Annotated in this window: 15 protein-coding genes and 5 pseudogenes; 14 read left to right on the top strand and 6 right to left on the bottom strand. The window is 69.3% G+C overall.

Going from position 1 to position 16698, the window contains the following annotated elements; all coding sequences use genetic code 11:
• Nucleotides 1-38: 38 nt before the first annotated feature.
• Together hfq and hflX are read left to right on the top strand one after the other, a co-directional pair.
• Nucleotides 39-272, top strand: coding sequence for an RNA chaperone Hfq (hfq, locus tag DPM13_RS03015; RefSeq protein ID WP_010394165.1), 234 nt, complete (start codon nucleotides 39-41; stop codon nucleotides 270-272).
• On the top strand, nucleotides 273-1580 hold the full coding sequence (hflX, locus tag DPM13_RS03010) for a GTPase HflX (RefSeq protein ID WP_028717922.1): 1308 nt from the start codon (nucleotides 273-275) through the stop codon (nucleotides 1578-1580).
• A 170-nt stretch (nucleotides 1581-1750) separates the two neighbouring features.
• Here hflX and DPM13_RS03005 read toward each other — a convergent pair whose 3' ends face one another.
• The 6 genes and pseudogenes from DPM13_RS03005 to DPM13_RS02985 all read right to left on the bottom strand — a co-directional run bounded on the left by DPM13_RS03005 (nucleotide 1751) and on the right by DPM13_RS02985 (nucleotide 7370).
• Complete coding sequence (locus tag DPM13_RS03005) at nucleotides 1751-2671, bottom strand: carbohydrate kinase family protein (protein ID WP_112887439.1); 921 nt, start codon at nucleotides 2669-2671, stop codon at nucleotides 1751-1753.
• Nucleotides 2668-2868 (bottom strand): hypothetical protein, encoded by a 201-nt coding sequence (locus DPM13_RS26535; protein WP_397245529.1) that lies wholly within the window; start codon nucleotides 2866-2868, stop codon nucleotides 2668-2670. Before DPM13_RS26535 ends, DPM13_RS03005 begins: the two co-directional genes overlap by 4 nt.
• A gap of 171 nt (nucleotides 2869-3039) precedes the next feature.
• Nucleotides 3040-3963 carry a zinc ribbon domain-containing protein gene (locus DPM13_RS03000; protein ID WP_397245526.1) on the bottom strand — a complete coding sequence of 308 codons (924 nt, stop codon included), beginning with the start codon at nucleotides 3961-3963 and terminating at the stop codon, nucleotides 3040-3042.
• Between the two features lie 9 nt (nucleotides 3964-3972).
• A pseudogene (locus tag DPM13_RS02995) lies at nucleotides 3973-5111 on the bottom strand (SPFH domain-containing protein).
• Nucleotides 5112-5172: 61 nt separating this feature from the next.
• Nucleotides 5173-5957 (bottom strand): annotated as a pseudogene (locus tag DPM13_RS02990) (DUF2927 domain-containing protein).
• Between the two features lie 237 nt (nucleotides 5958-6194).
• Nucleotides 6195-7370 (bottom strand): annotated as a pseudogene (locus tag DPM13_RS02985) (toxic anion resistance protein).
• Nucleotides 7371-7591: 221 nt separating this feature from the next.
• Here DPM13_RS02985 and fabF point away from each other — a divergent pair.
• The 12 genes and pseudogenes from fabF (at nucleotide 7592) to DPM13_RS02930 (ending at nucleotide 16698) form a co-directional block, all read left to right on the top strand.
• Nucleotides 7592-8853 (top strand): annotated as a pseudogene (gene fabF, locus DPM13_RS02980) (beta-ketoacyl-ACP synthase II).
• Nucleotides 8850-10025, top strand: a complete 1176-nt coding sequence (gene mltG / locus DPM13_RS02975) for an endolytic transglycosylase MltG (RefSeq protein ID WP_112887438.1) — start codon at nucleotides 8850-8852, stop codon at nucleotides 10023-10025. The pseudogene fabF and the gene mltG overlap by 4 nt, the downstream one beginning before the upstream one ends.
• 259 nt (nucleotides 10026-10284) lie before the next feature.
• Entirely contained in the window at nucleotides 10285-10647 is a 363-nt protein-coding gene (locus DPM13_RS02970; RefSeq protein ID WP_112887437.1) for a permease, read from the top strand.
• Nucleotides 10598-12001, top strand: a complete 1404-nt coding sequence (locus DPM13_RS02965) for a DNA-packaging protein (RefSeq protein ID WP_223252307.1) — start codon at nucleotides 10598-10600, stop codon at nucleotides 11999-12001. The genes DPM13_RS02970 and DPM13_RS02965 overlap by 50 nt, the downstream gene beginning before the upstream one ends.
• Before the next feature lie 47 nt (nucleotides 12002-12048).
• Nucleotides 12049-13233: a phage portal protein gene (locus DPM13_RS02960; protein WP_112887436.1), complete on the top strand. Its 1185-nt coding sequence runs from the start codon at nucleotides 12049-12051 to the stop codon at nucleotides 13231-13233.
• On the top strand, nucleotides 13234-13467 hold the full coding sequence (locus DPM13_RS02955) for a GTA head formation protein, RCAP_rcc01685 family (RefSeq protein ID WP_036761751.1): 234 nt from the start codon (nucleotides 13234-13236) through the stop codon (nucleotides 13465-13467).
• Nucleotide 13468: 1 nt separating this feature from the next.
• Entirely contained in the window at nucleotides 13469-14005 is a 537-nt protein-coding gene (locus DPM13_RS02950; RefSeq protein ID WP_112887435.1) for an HK97 family phage prohead protease, read from the top strand.
• A gap of 22 nt (nucleotides 14006-14027) precedes the next feature.
• Nucleotides 14028-15187, top strand: a pseudogene (locus DPM13_RS26530) (phage major capsid protein).
• 135 nt (nucleotides 15188-15322) lie between these two features.
• Nucleotides 15323-15796, top strand: a complete 474-nt coding sequence (locus DPM13_RS02940) for a head-tail connector protein (RefSeq protein WP_317616366.1) — start codon at nucleotides 15323-15325, stop codon at nucleotides 15794-15796.
• A gap of 1 nt (nucleotide 15797) precedes the next feature.
• Nucleotides 15798-15935, top strand: a complete 138-nt coding sequence (locus tag DPM13_RS25655; RefSeq protein ID WP_317616365.1) for a hypothetical protein — start codon at nucleotides 15798-15800, stop codon at nucleotides 15933-15935.
• The gene (locus DPM13_RS02935; protein WP_112887434.1) at nucleotides 15932-16282 is read left to right on the top strand and encodes a head-tail adaptor protein; all 351 of its coding nucleotides are present in this window, start codon (nucleotides 15932-15934) and stop codon (nucleotides 16280-16282) included. The genes DPM13_RS25655 and DPM13_RS02935 overlap by 4 nt, the downstream gene beginning before the upstream one ends.
• Nucleotides 16279-16698, top strand: coding sequence for a DUF3168 domain-containing protein (locus tag DPM13_RS02930; RefSeq protein WP_028717906.1), 420 nt, complete (start codon nucleotides 16279-16281; stop codon nucleotides 16696-16698). Before DPM13_RS02935 ends, DPM13_RS02930 begins: the two co-directional genes overlap by 4 nt.

Below are 16698 nucleotides of genomic sequence, written 5' to 3'. Positions count from 1 at the left end.
AAGTCTTGAAAACCCGCGATAAGAACAAGGTGCATCGAATGGCCGGCGACAAACAGAATCTTCAGGACGCTTTTCTGAACCACGTCCGCAAGGGCAAGGTTCCGGTGACGATCTTTCTTATCAACGGCGTGAAACTGCAGGGCGTGATCACCTGGTTCGACAATTTCTGCGTGCTGTTGCGCCGCGACGGCCAGTCGCAGCTGGTCTACAAGCACGCGATCTCGACCATCATGCCGGGCCAGCCGATCAGCCTTTACGAAGGCGAGGACTGATTGGCCGAAACCACGGAAACGCGGGACCGCCCGACGCGGGCCTATGTGATCCACCCGGACCTGGGCAACGCCCGCACGCGCCGGTCCCCGGAACTGGCGCTTGAGGAAGCCGTAGCCCTGGCTCATGCGCTGCCCGCCATCGACGTGACCGGGGCCGAGGTGGCCCGCCTGCGCAACCCCGACCCCGGCATGCTGTTTTCCAAGGGCAAGCGCGAGGAGATCGGCCAGCACATCAAGGCCGCCGCCGAGGGCGAGGGGGCGGAGCTGGTGCTGATCGACGGGCCGGTGACACCCGTGCAGCAGCGCAACCTGGAAAAGGAATGGGACGTCAAGATCCTGGACCGGACCGGGCTGATCCTGGAAATCTTCGCCGACCGCGCGCAGACGCGCGAAGGCGTGCTGCAGGTCGAACTGGCCGCTCTGGCCTATCAGCGCACGCGGCTGGTCCGGGCCTGGACGCACCTCGAACGCCAGCGCGGCGGGCTTGGCTTCGTCGGCGGCCCCGGCGAGACCCAGATCGAGGCCGACCGCCGCGCCATCGACGAACAGGTGATCCGCCTGCGCCGGCAACTGGAACGGGTGGTCAAGACGCGCGAATTGCACCGCAAGGCCCGCGCCAAGGTGCCCTATCCGATCGTGGCGCTGGTGGGCTACACCAACGCCGGCAAATCCACGCTGTTCAACCGGCTGACCGGGGCCGAGGTCATGGCCAGGGACCAGTTGTTCGCCACGCTCGACCCGACCATGCGCCAGATGGTGCTGCCGGGCGGGCGCCGGGTGATCCTGTCGGACACCGTGGGCTTCATCAGCGACCTGCCCCATGAGCTGGTCGCCGCCTTCCGCGCCACGCTGGAAGAGGTGCTGGCGGCCGACCTGATCCTGCATGTCCGCGACATCTCGCACCCCGAGACCGAGGAGCAGGCCGGCGATGTCGGCGAGATCCTGGAATCGCTGGGCGTCGAGGAGGACGTGCCGCTGATCGAGGTCTGGAACAAGATCGACGCGCTTTCCGGCGAAACCCGCTCGGCCCTGCGCCGGCACGATGCGCGGACCGAAGGGGTGCAGGCGATCTCGGCGCTGTCGGGCGAGGGGCTCGAGGACCTGCTGCTGGCCGTCGAAACCCGCCTGGCCGAGGTCCTGGACGAACCGCGGGACGAGGCCGTGCTGATCCTGCCCTCCGACGACGGCCGCCGCCGCGCCTGGCTGCACCGCCAGGGTATCGTGGCCTCCGAGGAAATGGGCGACAAGGGCGTGCGCCTGCTGGTGCGCTGGACCGCGCGGCAGAAGGCGGCCTACGAGGCGCTCTGACCTCGGCCACAGCGCCGATCGCCCGGTCGCATGGGTATTTGAAAAACGGTGAATGACAGATGTTGCGCGCCGACCCGCCGCTGCCGTCCTTTGGCGCCTTAGCGCTTCCTTGTTGCCGAAATACCCCTGGGGGAGTCGCGGCACGCGACGGGGGCAGAGCCCCCTTTTGCCTAACTGCGCAAGGCGTCCAGTTCCCGCGCCCAGGGCGGGTCGGCCCCGGGGCGCGAGACGGTGATCGCCGCGGCTCGGGTGCCCAGGGTCAGGGCCTGGCCCAGCGTCTCGGGGTCAAGGGATGCGATCCCCTTGCGGGTCAGCGCGCCCGCGCGATGCAGCGCTGCCAGCACGCCTGCGTTGAACGTGTCGCCGGCGCCGATGGTGTCGGCCACCTCGACGCGCGTGGCGGGCGCGCTGATCGGGGCATGGCGAGAGTGGGCCGTTGCCCCCTCGGCTCCGCCGGTCTGCAGCACGACTTGCGCGCCCCTGTCCAGAAGCGCCCTGGCCGCTTCGGCAAAGCGCGCGCCGGGCATCAGCCAGTCGAGGTCGTCGGCCGACAGCTTGACGATGTCCGCCAGCGCCAGCAGTCGGTCCAGCCGGGCGCGATAGGCGGCCTCATCCTGAATGAAGAAGGGGCGGATGTTCGGGTCCAGTATCACCGGCACGCGTGGGGCAAGCCGCTCGGCCAGCGCCTCGATTGCCGCCCCGCAGGGATCGGGGACCAGGCTGATGCCGCCGATGAACAGGGCCGAAACCTCGGGCGGGATCTCGGGCAGGTCTGCGGGCGACAGCATCCGCCCGGCCGAGCCCTCGTCATAAAAGGCATAGCGCGCCTCGCCCCCGGTCAGGGTGACGAAGGCCAGCGTGGTCAGCCGGTCGCTGCGCGGGCAAAGGGTGGTGTCCACCCCCGCCTCGGCCAGGGGCCGCAGCAGGTCCTGGCCGAACCCATCGCGCGAGATCGGCCACAGATAGGCCGTGGGCACGCCCAACCGCCCCAGGGCAATCGCGGTGTTATAGACCGCGCCGCCAGCCAGAGGGCGATAGCGGCCCGCCTCTGGCACCATGTCGATCAGCGATTCGCCTGCACACAGGATCACGGTTGCCTCCCCAATGGTCCGCTGTTGTCCGGATTGTCGTAACGGTTTGTGACGATGATATCGGGCGTCCGGGTGTCGGCGCCGAACCGGACATAGCCGCCACGTTCGTTCAGCCACAGCAGGCCCAGGACCACCGCCAGGGCCAGGAGCACCGCCAGCGCGATCTTCCAGACCGACCAGGGCCGTTCGCCCTGCACCCGGCCGGACTGGCCGTTGACGACGAAGCGATAGCTTTTGCCGTTGTAGCGATAAGCGGCGGTCCAGACCGGCAGCAGGACATGCTTGAACGTCTCGTTCGCATGGCGGGTCTGGATGCTGGCGATCTGCTGTTCGTTGCCGCCCGATGGCGCGGCGCACGTCCATCGCGATCACCCCGGCATTTCCTGGCGCGCGATCTCGTGCCCCGAGGCCAGCGGGATCGTATAGCCCTCGGCCAGAAAGCCGGCCAGGTATTCGGGCGTATAGGGCACCAGATGCGACAGGTCCCAAGGCGCCAGAGCATCGGTGATCCGGCGCGGCAGCGAGGCGGCGGCCAGCACCAGCACATCGTCGAAGTTGCGCGAGACCCGGCCAGAGACCGGCGTCCAGCGGGTGCGGCGGACCTGCTGGGCGACCTGCTGGCGCTGGCCGTTCATCTCGCGCGTGACCCAGACGGTTTCGTAATACCAGTCGCCCCGCGCGCCGGCATAGGCCGAGGTGGTGTCGGCGTCGAAGGTCCAGAACGGGGAATAGATGCCGCTCATCCGTTTGCCGCGCCGGGCATAGGCGGTCAGACCCGACGGGGCGAACCACAATCCCGAAAGCCAGCTTTCCAGCGCGGCCTTGGCCTGGGCTTCGGTGATGACAAAGGGCAGCACGCCCTGAGGCTTGATCTGGCGCGTGGCGCCGGTGTCGGTGACGACCGGCGTTGCGCAGAAGGGGCAGGCCGAGGCGTGGCGGTCGCTGGTGATCTCCACCTTGGCGCCGCAGTTCGGGCAGGACAGGTGCGGACCGTTTCGGTCAGGTCGCTGGCGGGTCCAGCGCAGGCCGCGCTCCAGCGGGATCTCGGGCAGGTCGGACTTGTGGCTGGCATCCCACTGGATCGCCCGCCCGGTCGAGGGGTCGGCCAGGATCGCGGCCTCGCCCCAGGGGCCGCCCGCGCCTTGGCGCGAGGGCGCGCGGGCCGGACCCGGGCCGATCTGCTGTTCATGTCCGCAATAGGGACAGACCAGGCGCTGCTCTCCGGGCGAGAATTGCAGACTCGCCCCGCAGTTTTCGCAAGGATAGCGGTATTCCGAAGGGGGCGTCGGCATCGCCCGCGCTTATCCCGCGTCCGGAAGCGGGGGCGGCGCGGGGGCGAGAAGCGGGGCCAGTTCGGCGATGTCGCGGGCCGGTTTCCAGCCGTCCTGTCCCGGCGTCCAGACCAGCGTGTCGCCCGAAAGCCGCCCGTCCTGCGCCAGCCGGGACATGGCCGCGCGGCCGTTGGGCCCCTGCGCCTGGCCGTCCAGCGCGACGTGCCACAGGGTTTCGGGCCGAAGCGGCGGCGGTGCTGGACCGGCGGCGGCGCTGCGGGTTGCGGCGCTGCCTGCGGGATCGCGCCCCGGGGCCGCTGCGTCCCGCCATGGCGGCGCCCAGGCCCGCGCCCAGCCCGGCGCCGATGCCCGCGCCCATCCCCGCGCCCATGCCGCCCGGCTGGTTCGAGGCGTTCAGCACCGCCTCGGACGCGGCATATTGGCCAAAGCGGTCCAGATCGCCCACGATTCCCATCGAGGTGCGCTTGTCGAGCATCTTTTCGACCTCGTCGGGCAGGCTGATGTTCTCGATATAGAACGGGGATGGTCAGGCCGTATTCGGCGACCGGGGCCGATCGCCTTGGCGACCAACTGGCCGAAGTGGCCGGTGTTCGCCGCCATGTCCAGAACCGGGATGCCCGACGCGGCGATCATGCGCGAGAACTCCTGCACGATGCGTTGCGCAGCTGGAAGCTGATCTCGTCGCGGGTGAATTCGCCATCGGTGCCGACGATCTCCGTCATGAACCTGCCGGGATCGGTCACGCGCATGGAGTAGGTGCCGAAGGCGCGGATGCGGACCGGGCCGAATTCGGGATCGCGCGCGATGACCGGGTTCTTGGTGCCCCATTTCAGGTCATTGAAGCGCGTCGTGTTGACGAAATAGATCTCGGACTTGAACGGGCTGCGAAAGCCGTGGTCCCAATGCTGCAGCCGGGTCAGCACCGGCATGTTGTTGGTTTCCAGCATGTAAAGACCGGGCTGGAACACGTCGGCCAGTTGGCCCTCGTGGATGAAGACGGCCGCCTGACCTTCGCGCACGGTCAGCTTGGCGCCGTATTTGATCGCCCGGCCCACGGTCGGAAAGCGGTAAACCATCGTGTCGCGCGAGTCGTCGGTCCATTCGATGATGTCGATGAACTCGCCGCCGAGGATGTCGAACAGGGACATGGGCCTGCCTTTCGCACGTTTGCGCTACCTGCCAAGGATAGTGCCGCCCCCGGCGCCGGCGTCAAGCGCTGGTCGCCAGAAGTTCGCGCGCGATCTGCAGGACGATGGGGCGGGCCTCGGCCTCGGTCATGCCGGGGCGCAGGCGCGAATCGTACAGGATCTTCAGCAAAAGTTCGTCATGCAGGGTCAGATAGGCGAACTCCTCGTCGTCGTTGAAGATCGACGGGCGGACCTGCCGGCTGTCGTTGGCCAGCCCCAGCCCCTGGGCCAGCTCCTCGTGCACGCAGGACCGGCGCAGGCGGGGCGGGGTCTCGGACCGGATCAGCGCGACGGCCTGGGCATAGGTCGGCGACGCGCCGCGCGAATAGGCAAAGACCGTGCAATAGTTCTGCGGCGACAGTTCGCTGAGCGCGCGCACGTCGCTGGCGGGGATGCCGGGAACCAGCACGTTCAGGCGCGGCCCGACGGCGCGGCGTTCGTCCTCGGACAGGATCATCACGATGAAGTTGCCGCTGGTGCCGGTCAGCGCGACGGAATGCCCGTCGCTGCCTGAAGCCGGGCGGCATAGCCGGCGATTTCGGCGCGGTCGCGGTCGCGCTGGGCGGGGGCGACGGAATCGCCGAACTCGACGCGGATGGCGACCGGCTGGGTCCAGCGGCGCAGCGGCGCCGGGGTCGATTGGGACACCAGGCTGTCGCCCTGGCGGGTGTATTCGTCGTGCAGCGCGATCTGGACGAAATCCTCGGTCAGCCGCTCGGGCGTCAGGGCGATGTCGCTGCCGTCGTCGGTGCGCAGCTTGCCGCGCGCGACCAGGGTGCGTTCGACCTCGGCCAGATAGCTGCGCATGTTGGCGCTGGCCGGAGTTTCGGCGGCGCGGGCGGCCGTCGCATTGGCGGCGCGGGCGCGTTCGGCGCGTTCGCGGCGCAGCACGGCCTGATCGACCGGCGGCCGGTCAGGGCGCGGCAGGGGGGCGGCGGCCTGGATTGGCGGCGCGGTGTCGGGGACGGGGTTCGGTCGAGCAGGCCGCCAGCACCGCAAGGGCCGCGGCGCAGGCAAGGCGCAGGAAAAGGGCAGGGGGCGTGGTCACGGGGTCGCGTTCGGGATCTGGCCCCGGTCCTGACCCGCGCGGGTCGAGGCGAGGGTGTTGCGGAGCTGGGTTTCCATCGCCTGCAGGTCTTGTTCGGCGGCGGCGCGGCGTGCCTTGCCTTCGCTGGCGATGCGCGGCTGTCCTCGATGGTGGCGATCAGTTCGGCGTTGGCGGCCTTGACGCTTTCGATGTCGAAGACGCCGCGCTCGACCTGGGTGCGGATGGTGGCATTCGCCTCGCGCAGGTTGCGGGCGTTCGCCGCAGCAGGTCGTTGGTCAGGTCGTTGGCTTCCTTGACCGCGCGGGCGGCCTCGGCGCTGCGGCGGATGGTGACGGCCTGCGCAAGCTGCGTTTCCCACAGCGGCCGGTGTTCACCAGTGTCGAATTGATCTTAGTGATCAGGGATTTGTCGTTTTCCTGCACCAGCCGGATCGAGGGCAGGGACTGCATCGTGACCTGCCGCGTCAGCTTGAGGTCGTGGACGCGCCGTTCCAGGTCGTCGCGGGCCGAGCGCAGGTCGCGCAGGTCCTGCGCGGCCATGACCTTGTCGCCTTCGGCGGCGGCGGCGACGGCGGCCTCCTTGGCCGGGACCTCCTCGCGGTCGATCTGGGCGAGCTTTTCCTCTCCGGCGGCGATGTAAAGCGCCAGTTCGTCGTAAAAGGCCAGGGTGCGTTCATACAGCAGGTCGAGCGACTTGATGTCCTTCAGCAGCCGGTGCTGGTGGGCGTCCAGGTCCGCCGTGATGCGGTCGATCTGGGTCTGGACCTGTTCGTAATTGGCCACGAACTTGGCAAAGGGCGCGGCCCGGCCGGTCAACCGTTCCCACAGGCTGCGTTCGCGGCGCACGTCCAGTTCGCTGACCGAAAAGCCGCGGATCGTGGTCACGATCTCGCGCAGCGACTCGCCGGCGGGGCCGACGTCCTTGTTCTTGACGTCCGCCAGCATGGCCTGGCTGATTTCCTGCAACTCGTTCTGCGCGCGGGCGCCGAAATGCACGATCGAGGCGGTGTCGCGGATGTCGATCTCGGCGACGCGCTTGCGGATTTCCTCGGCCACCGGCGGGGGCGCGTCGGCCAGGGTGGGGGCGGCGGGTGGCTCGGGCAGGACCACAGCGGTCACGCTTTCGATGGCATCGGCCGCGGCTGCGGCGCTGGCCTGGGTCTTGTCGGTCATCCGGGTCGTCCTTTGATCGGGGCGGGACCGCCGCAGAATAGGAGGATTCCGGCCGGGTTCAACGCCGCAAGCGGGGGTCCGCCGCTTTGATGCGCGACTGTTGCGCCCCTGCCCGATGCCGGGCAGGCCCGGGCCGGAACGGGCGCGGCAGGCTTGGCGTTGCGCGAGGGCCGGGGGGCGTGTAGAACCTGCCGGATTACGTCAGGGTTAAGGAGCGGCCTATGCGCAGAGTTGTCGTCACCGGGCTTGGGATGGTTACGCCGCTGGCCTCGGGGGTCGAAGAGACCTGGAAGCGCCTTTTGGCGGGGGAATCCGGGGCCGGGCCGATCACGCGGTTCGACACCAGCGGCGTTGCGACGAAATACGCCTGCGAACTGCCGCTGGGCGATGGCACGAACGGCACGTTCAATCCCGACGACTGGATGGAGCCCAAGGACCGGCGCAAGGTCGACGACTTCATCCTGTACGGCATGGCCGCCGCCGAACAGGCGGTCAAGGATTCGGGCTGGGTTCCCGCCAACGAGGATGAGCGCGAGCGCACCGGCGTCATGATCGGCTCGGGCATCGGCGGGCTGTCCTCGATCGCCGACACGGCCGTGCTGATCAAGGAACGCGGGGCCAAGCGGGTCTCGCCCTTCTTCATTCCCGGCGCGCTGATCAACCTGGTGTCGGGGCAGGTCAGCATCCGGTTTGGCTTCAAGGGGCCGAACCATGCGGTCGTCACGGCCTGTTCCACGGGCGCGCACGCCATCGGCGACGCGGCGCGGCTGATCGCGCTGGGGGATGCCGACGTGATGGTCGCGGGCGGCGCCGAAAGCCCGATCTGCGAGATCGGCGTCGCGGGCTTCAACGCCTGCAAGGCGCTGTCGACCAGGCGCGAGGACGATCCCAGGCCGCGAGCCGCCCCTGGGACGAGGACCGCGACGGATTCGTCATGGGCGAGGGCGCGGGCATCGTCATCCTTGAGGAATACGAGCACGCCAAGGCGCGCGGCGCCAAGATCTATGCCGAGGTGCTGGGTTACGGCATGTCGGGCGACGCCTATCACATCACCGCCCCCAGCGAGGATGGCGATGGCGGTTTCCGCAGCATGACCAATGCCTTGAAGCGGGCGAACCTGTCGCCCGCCGATATCGACTACATCAACGCGCACGGCACCTCGACCATGGCCGACGTGATCGAACTGGGCGCGGTCGAGCGGATGCTGGGCAATGCGGCGGGGAACGTGGTCATGTCCTCGACCAAGTCCAGCATCGGGCACCTGCTGGGCGCGGCGGGCGCGGTCGAGGCGATCTTCTGCATCCTCGCGATCCGCGACCAGATCTGCCCGCCGACGATAAACCTGGACAATCCGTCGCGCGAGACGCCCATCGACCTGGCCGCCAATGCTGCCGTGCGCCGCAAGGTGGATTATGTGCTGTCCAACAGCTTCGGCTTTGGCGGCACCAACGCAAGCCTGGTGATGGGGCGGGCGGCCGAATGATCTGGCGCCACGTCGCGTCGAACTTCCTGACGCTGCTGATCGTCATCCTGATCGCCGTGGCGGCGGCGGTGGCCTGGGCCAAGCACCAATACACTGCCCCCGGGCCCGGCGCCGTCGCATCCTGCGTGCGCGTGCCGCCGGGCGCAAGCCTGAGCGCGGTCAGCGAAAGCCTGGCGGCGCAGGGCGTGGTGTCGAACGCCTATATCTTTCGCGCGGGCGCCGATTATGCGGGCAAGTCGCGCGACCTGAAATACGGATCCTACCTGATGCCGCCGGGCGCGAGCATGGCCGACGTGGTCGCCGCGATCACCGCCGGCGGGCCCAGCACCTGCGGGACCGAGATCGTGTTCCGCATCGGCGTGCGCGAGAACTCGGTCATCCTGCGCGACACCGACGCCGCCACGGGTCAGATGGCCGAGCAGGCGAAATACATCCCCGGCGAGCCGGTTCCGGCGCCGATCCAGGCTGCCGAGGCGCGGCCCGATGCGCGGCTTCGCATCGCGGTGGCCGAGGGCGTCACCAGTTGGCAGGTGGTCGAGGGGCTGAAGCAGGCCGGCTTCCTGGCCGGCGAGGTCGCGGACCTTCCCGAGGAGGGGAGCCTGGCCCCCGACACCTATGACGTGCAGAAGGGCGCGGACCGCGCCACGCTGCTGGCCGAAATGGCGCGGCGGCAGGCGAATTTCCTGGCCCAGGCCTGGGAGGCGCGCGAGACCGGGCTGCCCTATCGGACGCCGCAGGAGGCGCTGATCATGGCCTCGATAATCGAGAAGGAAACGGCGGTCCCGGACGAGCGGCGGCTGGTCGCCAGCGTCTTTGTCAACCGCCTGCGCCAGGGCATGCGGCTGGAGACGGACCCGACCGTGATCTATGGCATTACCCAAGGCAAGGGCGTGCTGGATCGCGGCATCCGCGGGTCCGAGCTGCGGCGGCGCACACCTTACAACACCTATCAGATCGCGGGCCTGCCGCCGACGCCGATCGCGAACCCGGGGCGCGCCTCGATCGAGGCGGCGCTGGACCCGGACGATTCGGACTATGTGTTCTTCGTGGCCGATGGCAGCGGCGGGCACGCCTTTGCCCGCACGCTGGAGGAGCACAACCAGAACGTCCGGCGCTGGCGCGAGATCGAACGGCAGCGCGGGCAGGCCATGTCGCCGGTCCAGGGCGACTAGATTCGGGGTATCACAGGGGCGATGCCGCCCCTGTTGCGTGGCCGCGCGCTGGGGTGTTGCGTGGCAAAGTTCATTGTTTCTGAAGGGAAATTAACAGAGAGTTGCGCAACCAGTGGTTTTGCGTTGACTGTGCGAACACCCTAAGGTAGAACTTATCCATGCTGGGAGAGATGGGCAAGCGGCCGGGTCGAGGGACCGAGGCCGCTTTTTTCATGTCTCGCTCGTGCGGACAGGCACACGAGGGCAAGGCGTATCAGGAATGACAGTAAACTTCGATCCGGGGCAGGAGCCACCGGAAGGACCGTTCGCGTCGGTCGCCGAGGAGGCGACCGAGATGGACGTGCTGGACATCGCCGACGGGCTGTTCTGGTCCTATGCCGCCGATCTGACCCGCTTGCGGGAAAAGATCGAGGCGGGGGACGCAGGTGATCTGAAAGAGTCCGGCAATCTGGTGCGCTCTCTGCGGGAAGCGACCAAGATGGTGCTGGAGGAAAGGGGCAAGGTTGACAAGCTACGCAAGGATGCTGCCGGACAGGTCGGTGCAGGCGCACTCGACCTTGTCGCGGCACGAGATGAAATCGGGCGCCGCCTGGCTTGCCTGCGCAGAGCCGGAGGAAGTTGACGCCTTCCTGGAGGGGTTGAGCAGCAATGCGCTGGCGGCGCTGCCGTGGCTGTTCGAGTTCTGGGCGCTGCCGCACCAGTTGCCGCCCGAGGGCGACTGGAAGACCTGGGTCATCATGGGCGGGCGCGGCGCGGGCAAGACCCGCGCCGGGTCCGAATGGGTGCGGTCCCAGGTCGAGGGGGCGACGCCGGATGCGCCGGGCCGCGCGCATCGCGTGGCGCTGGTCAGCGAGACCTTCGACCAGGCGCGGGACGTGATGGTCTTTGGCGAGTCGGGGATTCTGGCCTGTTCGCCCCCGGACCGGCGTCCGGTCTGGGAGGCGGGGCGGCGGCGGCTGATCTGGCCCAATGGCGCGACCGCGCAGGTCTATTCGGCGCACGAGCCCGAGGCCCTGCGCGGGCCGCAGTTCGATGCCGCCTGGGTCGACGAACTGGCCAAGTGGAAGAAGGCCGAGGACAGCTGGGACATGCTGCAATTCGCGCTGCGTCTGGGCGAGCATCCGCAGCAGGTCGTCACCACGACACCGCGCAATGTGGGGGTGCTGAAGCGGATTCTGGGCAACGCCTCGACCGTCACCACCCATGCGCCGACGGACGCCAACCGCGCCTATCTGGCCGAGAGCTTCCTGGCCGAGGTCGAAAGCCGCTATGCCGGCACGCGGCTGGGCCGGCAGGAGCTGGAAGGGCTGCTTCTGGAGGATGTCGAAGGCGCACTGTGGACGACCGCGATGGTCGAGCGCTGCCGGGTGGACCGGGCGCCGAAACTGTCGCGCGTGGTCGTGGCTGTCGATCCGGCGGTGACGGCGGGTGCGGCGTCCGACGAATGCGGGATCGTGGTCGCGGGCGTTCTGGCCGAGGGGCCGGTGACGGAATGGCGGGCCTATGTGCTGGAGGACGCCACGGTCCGGGGCGGGCCGACGGACTGGGCGCGCGCCGCGATTGCCGCGATGGACCGGCATGGCGCCGAGCGGCTGGTGGCCGAGGTCAACCAGGGCGGCGATCTGGTCGAGAGCGTGATCCGCCAGATCGACCCGCTGGTGCCGTTCCGGGCCCTGCGCGCCGGCCGCGGCAAGGGGCTGCGGGCCGAGCCGGTCGCGGCGCTGTACGAGCAGGGGCGGGTGCATCACCTGCGCCGCCTTGGCGCCCTGGAGGACCAGATGTGCCGCATGAGCGTGGCCGGAACGGGCGGGCGATCCAACCGCCGAGGTTGGCTGGAGATGGTCTGGAAGAGGCGGCGCGCTCTTCCGGTTCGTCGCGGCACGCGGCGACGGGGTTCGCCATCGGCTGGGGCTCTGCCCCGGGGAGATCGCACGCAAATCTCGGAAGCGAAGCGGAAGAGTTTGCTGGTGCGCTAAGGGTCGCCCTTGGCGGCCCTTTTTCAATGGGATTTCAGGAGGGACCGATGGCATTTCCCTGGTTCGGGCGAGCGGCTGCGCCCGCCGTCGAAGTCGAGAAAAAGGCGAGCGCCGCGGGCAAGGTGGTGGCGCTGGCGGCGGGCTCGGGGCGGGTGGTCTGGTCGCCGCGCGACACGGTCAGCCTGACCAATGCCGGGTTTGCCGGCAATCCGGTCGGGTTCCGCGCCGTGCGGCTTATCGCCGAGGCCGCCGCCGCCGTGCCGCTTTTGTGCCAGGACCGCGAGCGGCGCTATGACACGCACCCGGTGCTGGACCTGCTGCGGCGGCCCAACATCGGCCAGGGCCGGGCCGAACTGTTCGAGGCGCTGTACGGCCAGATCCTGCTGAGCGGCAACGGCTATCTGGAGGCGGTGGGCGAGGGCGCCAAGGGGCTGCCGGGGGAATTGCACGTCCTGCGCTCGGACCGGATGGCGGTGGTGCCGGGGCCGGATGGCTGGCCCGCGGCCTATGAATACGCGGTCGGCGGGCGCAAGGTCCGCTTCGACATGGTGGGCAGTCCCGACCCGATCTGCCACATCAAGAGCTTCCACCCGCTGGACGACCATTACGGCCTGTCGCCCATGCAGGCGGCGGCGGTGGCGGTGGATGTGCACAACAGCGCGTCAAGCTGGTCCAAGGCGCTGCTGGACAACGCGGCCCGGCCGAGCGGCGCCATCGTCTACAAGGGGGCGGACGGGCAGGGCAGCCTGTCGTCCGACCAGTACGACCGGCTGGTGAGCGAGATGGAGATGCATCACCAGGGCGCGCGGAACGCCGGGCGGCCGATGCTGCTGGAGGGGGGGCTGGACTGGAAGCCGATGGGGTTCAGCCCCAGCGACATGGAGTTCCACGAGACCAAGCTGGCGGCGGCGCGGGAGATCGCCCAGGCCTTCGGCGTGCCGCCGATGCTGATGGGCATTCCGGGCGAGGCGACCTATGCCAATTACGCCGAGGCGCACCGGGCGTTCTATCGCCTGACCGTGCTGCCGCTGGTGTCGCGGGTCGCGAGCGCCGTCGCCTGGTGGCTGTCCGAGCATCTGGGGGCCGAGATCGACCTGCGCGCCGACCCCGACCAGGTGCCCGCCCTGGCCGAGGAGCGCGACGGGCAGTGGAAGCGGATCGGCGAGGCGCTGTTTCTGACCGATGCCGAGAAGCGGGCCGCGCTGGGCCTGCCGCCGCTGGCGGAGGAATAGATGGAGGGCTCGCGTTTCGTGAAGGAGCCCTTCGGCTGGCACGACCAGCGCTTCGACACGCAGGAGCGGATCATGGCGCTGCAGTTCGGGCAGGTCGAGCGGCGGCTGGAGCGGATCGAGTCGCTGATCGAGGGGCTGGAGCGGCGGTTGTGGATGACGGTCTATGGCGTCGTCGCGGTGATCCTGACCCAAGCGGTGCAGTCGATCCTGACCTTTACCCCGAAAGGAGGCTGACGTGAATTCAAAGGATTACGGGTTGGAACTGAAGTTCGCCCCGGGCTCGGCGCTGGTGGCGGACGGCACGCAACTGGAAGGCTATGCGAGCCTGTTCGGGCTGACCGACCAGGGCGGCGACATCGTCCGGAGGGGCGCCTATGCGGCCAGCCTGAAGCGGCTGGCAGCTCGGGGCGACAAGGTGCGGATGCTGTGGCAGCACGACCCGGCCAAGCCCATCGGCGTCTGGGACGAGATCCGCGAGGACGAGAAGGGCCTGTGGGTCAAGGGCAGGCTGCTGCCCGAGATCGGGCAGGCCCGCGAGGCCGCCGCGCTGATTGCGGCGGGCGCCATCGACGGGCTGTCGATCGGCTATCGCACGATTTCCGCCGAGCGCGACGCCAAGGGGCGCCGGCTGCTGTCCGAGGTCGAGCTGTGGGAGGTGTCGCTGGTGACCTTCCCGATGCTCGCCGAGGCCAAGGTCGGGCGCAAGTCCGATGGCGCGTTGGAACTGGCGGCGGCCTTCCGGGCCGCGGCGCAGGCGCTGCGCGCCGAGTGAATTTCACCAGATGGAGGGGACGATGACCGAGGTGAAAGCCGCGGCCGGGGCGGACATGCCCGGCGACCTGGGGGCCGAGATGCTGGGGTTCGTCAGCGAACTCAAGGCATTCCGTTCCGATATTCAGAAACGACTGGAAGCACAGGAAGATCGCATGACCATGCTGGACCGCAAGACCCTTTCCCGCGCTCGCGCCCCTCTGTCGGTCGAGGCCGATGCGGGCGCGCCGCACCAGAAGGCGTTCGACGCCTATGTGCGCCACGGCGACGACGGCGCGCTGCGCGGGCTGCCGCTGGAGGGCAAGGCCATGACCTCGACCTCGGACGGGGGTTCCTGGCCGCCGACGGTGGCGCTGCAGGAGCAGAAGGCGCTGAACAGCACCAGCGCGCTGCCGGCAAACTTTGTCAGCCAGAGGTGAACCACGTCCTCGAGAAGCTGGTCGACATGGGCGACATCGCCAGCGGCTGGGCGACCGAGGCCGCGGCCCAGGCCGAGACCGGCACCGCGACCGTGACCCGCGTGGTGATCCCGGTCCACGAGCTGTCGGCCATGCCGAAGGCCAGCCAGCGCCTGCTGGACGACGCGGCCTTCGACGTCGAAAGCTGGCTGGCCGGCCGGATCGCCGACAAGTTCATCCGCGCCGAAGCGACCGCCTTCATCAGCGGCGACGGCACGAACAAGCCCAAGGGGTTCCTGACCCATGCCCGCGCCGCGAACGCCACCGCGACCAACGTGCAGATCGGGACCATCGCCTCGGGCGCAACGGGCGATTTCGCGGCGACCAACCCGGCGAACGCGCTGATCGACCTGGTCTATGCGCTGGGCGCGCAATACCGGGCCAATGCGACCTTCGTCATGAACTCGAAGACTGCCGCCGCCGTGCGCAAGATGCGCGACACGGACGGCCGCTTCCTGTGGGCCGACAGCCTGGCGATGGGCCAGCCGCCGCAGCTGCTGGGCTATCCGGTGCTGCTGTGCGAGGACATGCCCGATATCGCCAACGGCTCGGCCTCGATCGCGTTCGGTGACTTCAAGTCGGGCTATACCATCGTCGAGCGTCCCGACCTGCGGGTGCTGCGCGACCCCTTCTCGGCCAAGCCGCATGTGCTGTTCTATGCCACCAAGCGCGTCGGTGGCGGCGTCACCGACGCCCGCGCCATCAAGCTGATGGTCTTCGGCTGATCCACGGCCGAAGCGGGGGCCGCGCGGCCAGTGCCGCTTTACCGGCAAAGCTGTCCGCGCGCGCATGGGCGGACACGCGCGGCCCCCTTTTTCGTCCGAATGGAACGCAGCGACCGTGCGAACGGAGGTTCGAAGATGATGCTTGTGGAATTGACGGCGCCGGCGCTGGCGGCGTTGCCAGTCGCGGGGCTGCGCGAGCACCTGCGGCTGGGATCGGGTTTCGAGATGGCCCAGGACGAGGCCGAGACGCTGGCGCTGGCGGGCTTTCTGCGCGCTGCCATCGCCACGATCGAGGCGCGCACCGGCAAGGTGCTGCTGGCGCGGCAGTTCCGGCTGCGGCTGGAGGACTGGCGCGATCCGGCCGGCCAGCCGCTGCCGCTGGCGCCCGTCAATGCCGTCGAGCGGGTCGAGATGGACGATGGCGCGGGTGAGGTTACGCTGGTCGATCCCGGGGTCTATCGGCTGGCGCCGGACATGCAGCGGCCGATGCTGCTGCCCCGGGGCGGCTGCCTGCCGGCGGTGCCGGAGGCGGGGTTCGTGACCGGACGTTTGCCGCGGGTTGGCCCGTGCCTGGGTTCGGTGCCGGCCGATCTGGCGCAGGCGTCCTGATGTGGCTGCGCGCTATCACGAGGACCGGGTGTTCGAGGGCACGCAGGCGGCGATGCCCTTCAGTGTCGGCGCGCTGATCGAGCGCTGGCGCTCGGTCCGGGTGCTGGGGGGGCGCGGTGCTTCGCGCGGCCGGGCATGAACCTGCCGCGTCTGACTGTGCCGCTGGTCCTGGAATCTCCGGTCCGGGCGGCAGACGGCATGGGCGGCTTTGCGCTGTCCTGGCAGCCGATCGGACGGATCTGGGCGGAAATGCGGTCGGGTGCGGGGGCTGAACGGTTCGCCGAGGTGGGGGCGCAAAGCGTCGTCAACTGGCGGATCACCGTCCGGGCGGCGGCTGCCGGCGACCCGCGCCGCCCGCGCCCCGAGCAGCGGCTGCGGCTGGGCGCGGGCCCCGCCGAGCGCCGCTTTCGCATCGAAGCCGTGGCCGAGAGCGACCGACCCGGCCGCTATCTGGTCTGTATCGCCAAAGAGGAGTCCCTGGCATGAGCTATGCCGCGACGGCCGCGCTGCAAGCGGCAGTCTATCAGGTGCTGCGCGAGGACGACGCCCTGCACGCGCTGGTCGGCGACGCGATCTATGACGCGATGCCGGTGGCGGCGCCGGCGGGCACCTATGTCTCGCTTGGGCCCGAAGAGGTCCGCGACGCGGGCGACATGACGGCCGCCGGATCGCAGCATGATTTCGTCGTCTCGGTCCTGTCGGGATCGGACGATGCGAACGGATTCAGTGCGGTCAAGGCGGCCGCCGTGGCGGTGTCGGACGCGCTGGAGACGGCGCGGATCGGGCTGGCGCGGGGCCGACTGGCGGGGCTTTGGTTCCTGCGCGCCAAGGCGCGCCGGGCGGAAAACGGCGCGGGGCGGCGGGTCGACCTGACCTTTCGCGCCCGCATTGACCTTGGTTGA

The organism is Paracoccus mutanolyticus (assembly GCF_003285265.1).
Lineage (GTDB): Bacteria > Pseudomonadota > Alphaproteobacteria > Rhodobacterales > Rhodobacteraceae > Paracoccus > Paracoccus yeei.
This window is presented reverse-complemented; position numbering and strand designations above follow the sequence as displayed.

Coding starts and splice junctions, on each gene's coding strand:
- DPM13_RS02940 (WP_317616366.1), top strand. CDS start 15,323: ATGATGCTTGTGGAATTGACGGCGCCGGCGCTGGCGGCGTTGCCAGTC.
- hfq (WP_010394165.1), top strand. CDS start 39: ATGGCCGGCGACAAACAGAATCTTCAGGACGCTTTTCTGAACCACGTC.
- DPM13_RS02970 (WP_112887437.1), top strand. CDS start 10,285: ATGACAGTAAACTTCGATCCGGGGCAGGAGCCACCGGAAGGACCGTTC.
- DPM13_RS02960 (WP_112887436.1), top strand. CDS start 12,049: ATGGCATTTCCCTGGTTCGGGCGAGCGGCTGCGCCCGCCGTCGAAGTC.
- DPM13_RS02955 (WP_036761751.1), top strand. CDS start 13,234: ATGGAGGGCTCGCGTTTCGTGAAGGAGCCCTTCGGCTGGCACGACCAG.
- DPM13_RS03000 (WP_397245526.1), bottom strand. CDS start 3,963: ATGCCGACGCCCCCTTCGGAATACCGCTATCCTTGCGAAAACTGCGGG.
- DPM13_RS02965 (WP_223252307.1), top strand. CDS start 10,598: ATGAAATCGGGCGCCGCCTGGCTTGCCTGCGCAGAGCCGGAGGAAGTT.
- mltG (WP_112887438.1), top strand. CDS start 8,850: ATGATCTGGCGCCACGTCGCGTCGAACTTCCTGACGCTGCTGATCGTC.
- DPM13_RS02930 (WP_028717906.1), top strand. CDS start 16,279: ATGAGCTATGCCGCGACGGCCGCGCTGCAAGCGGCAGTCTATCAGGTG.
- DPM13_RS02935 (WP_112887434.1), top strand. CDS start 15,932: ATGAACCTGCCGCGTCTGACTGTGCCGCTGGTCCTGGAATCTCCGGTC.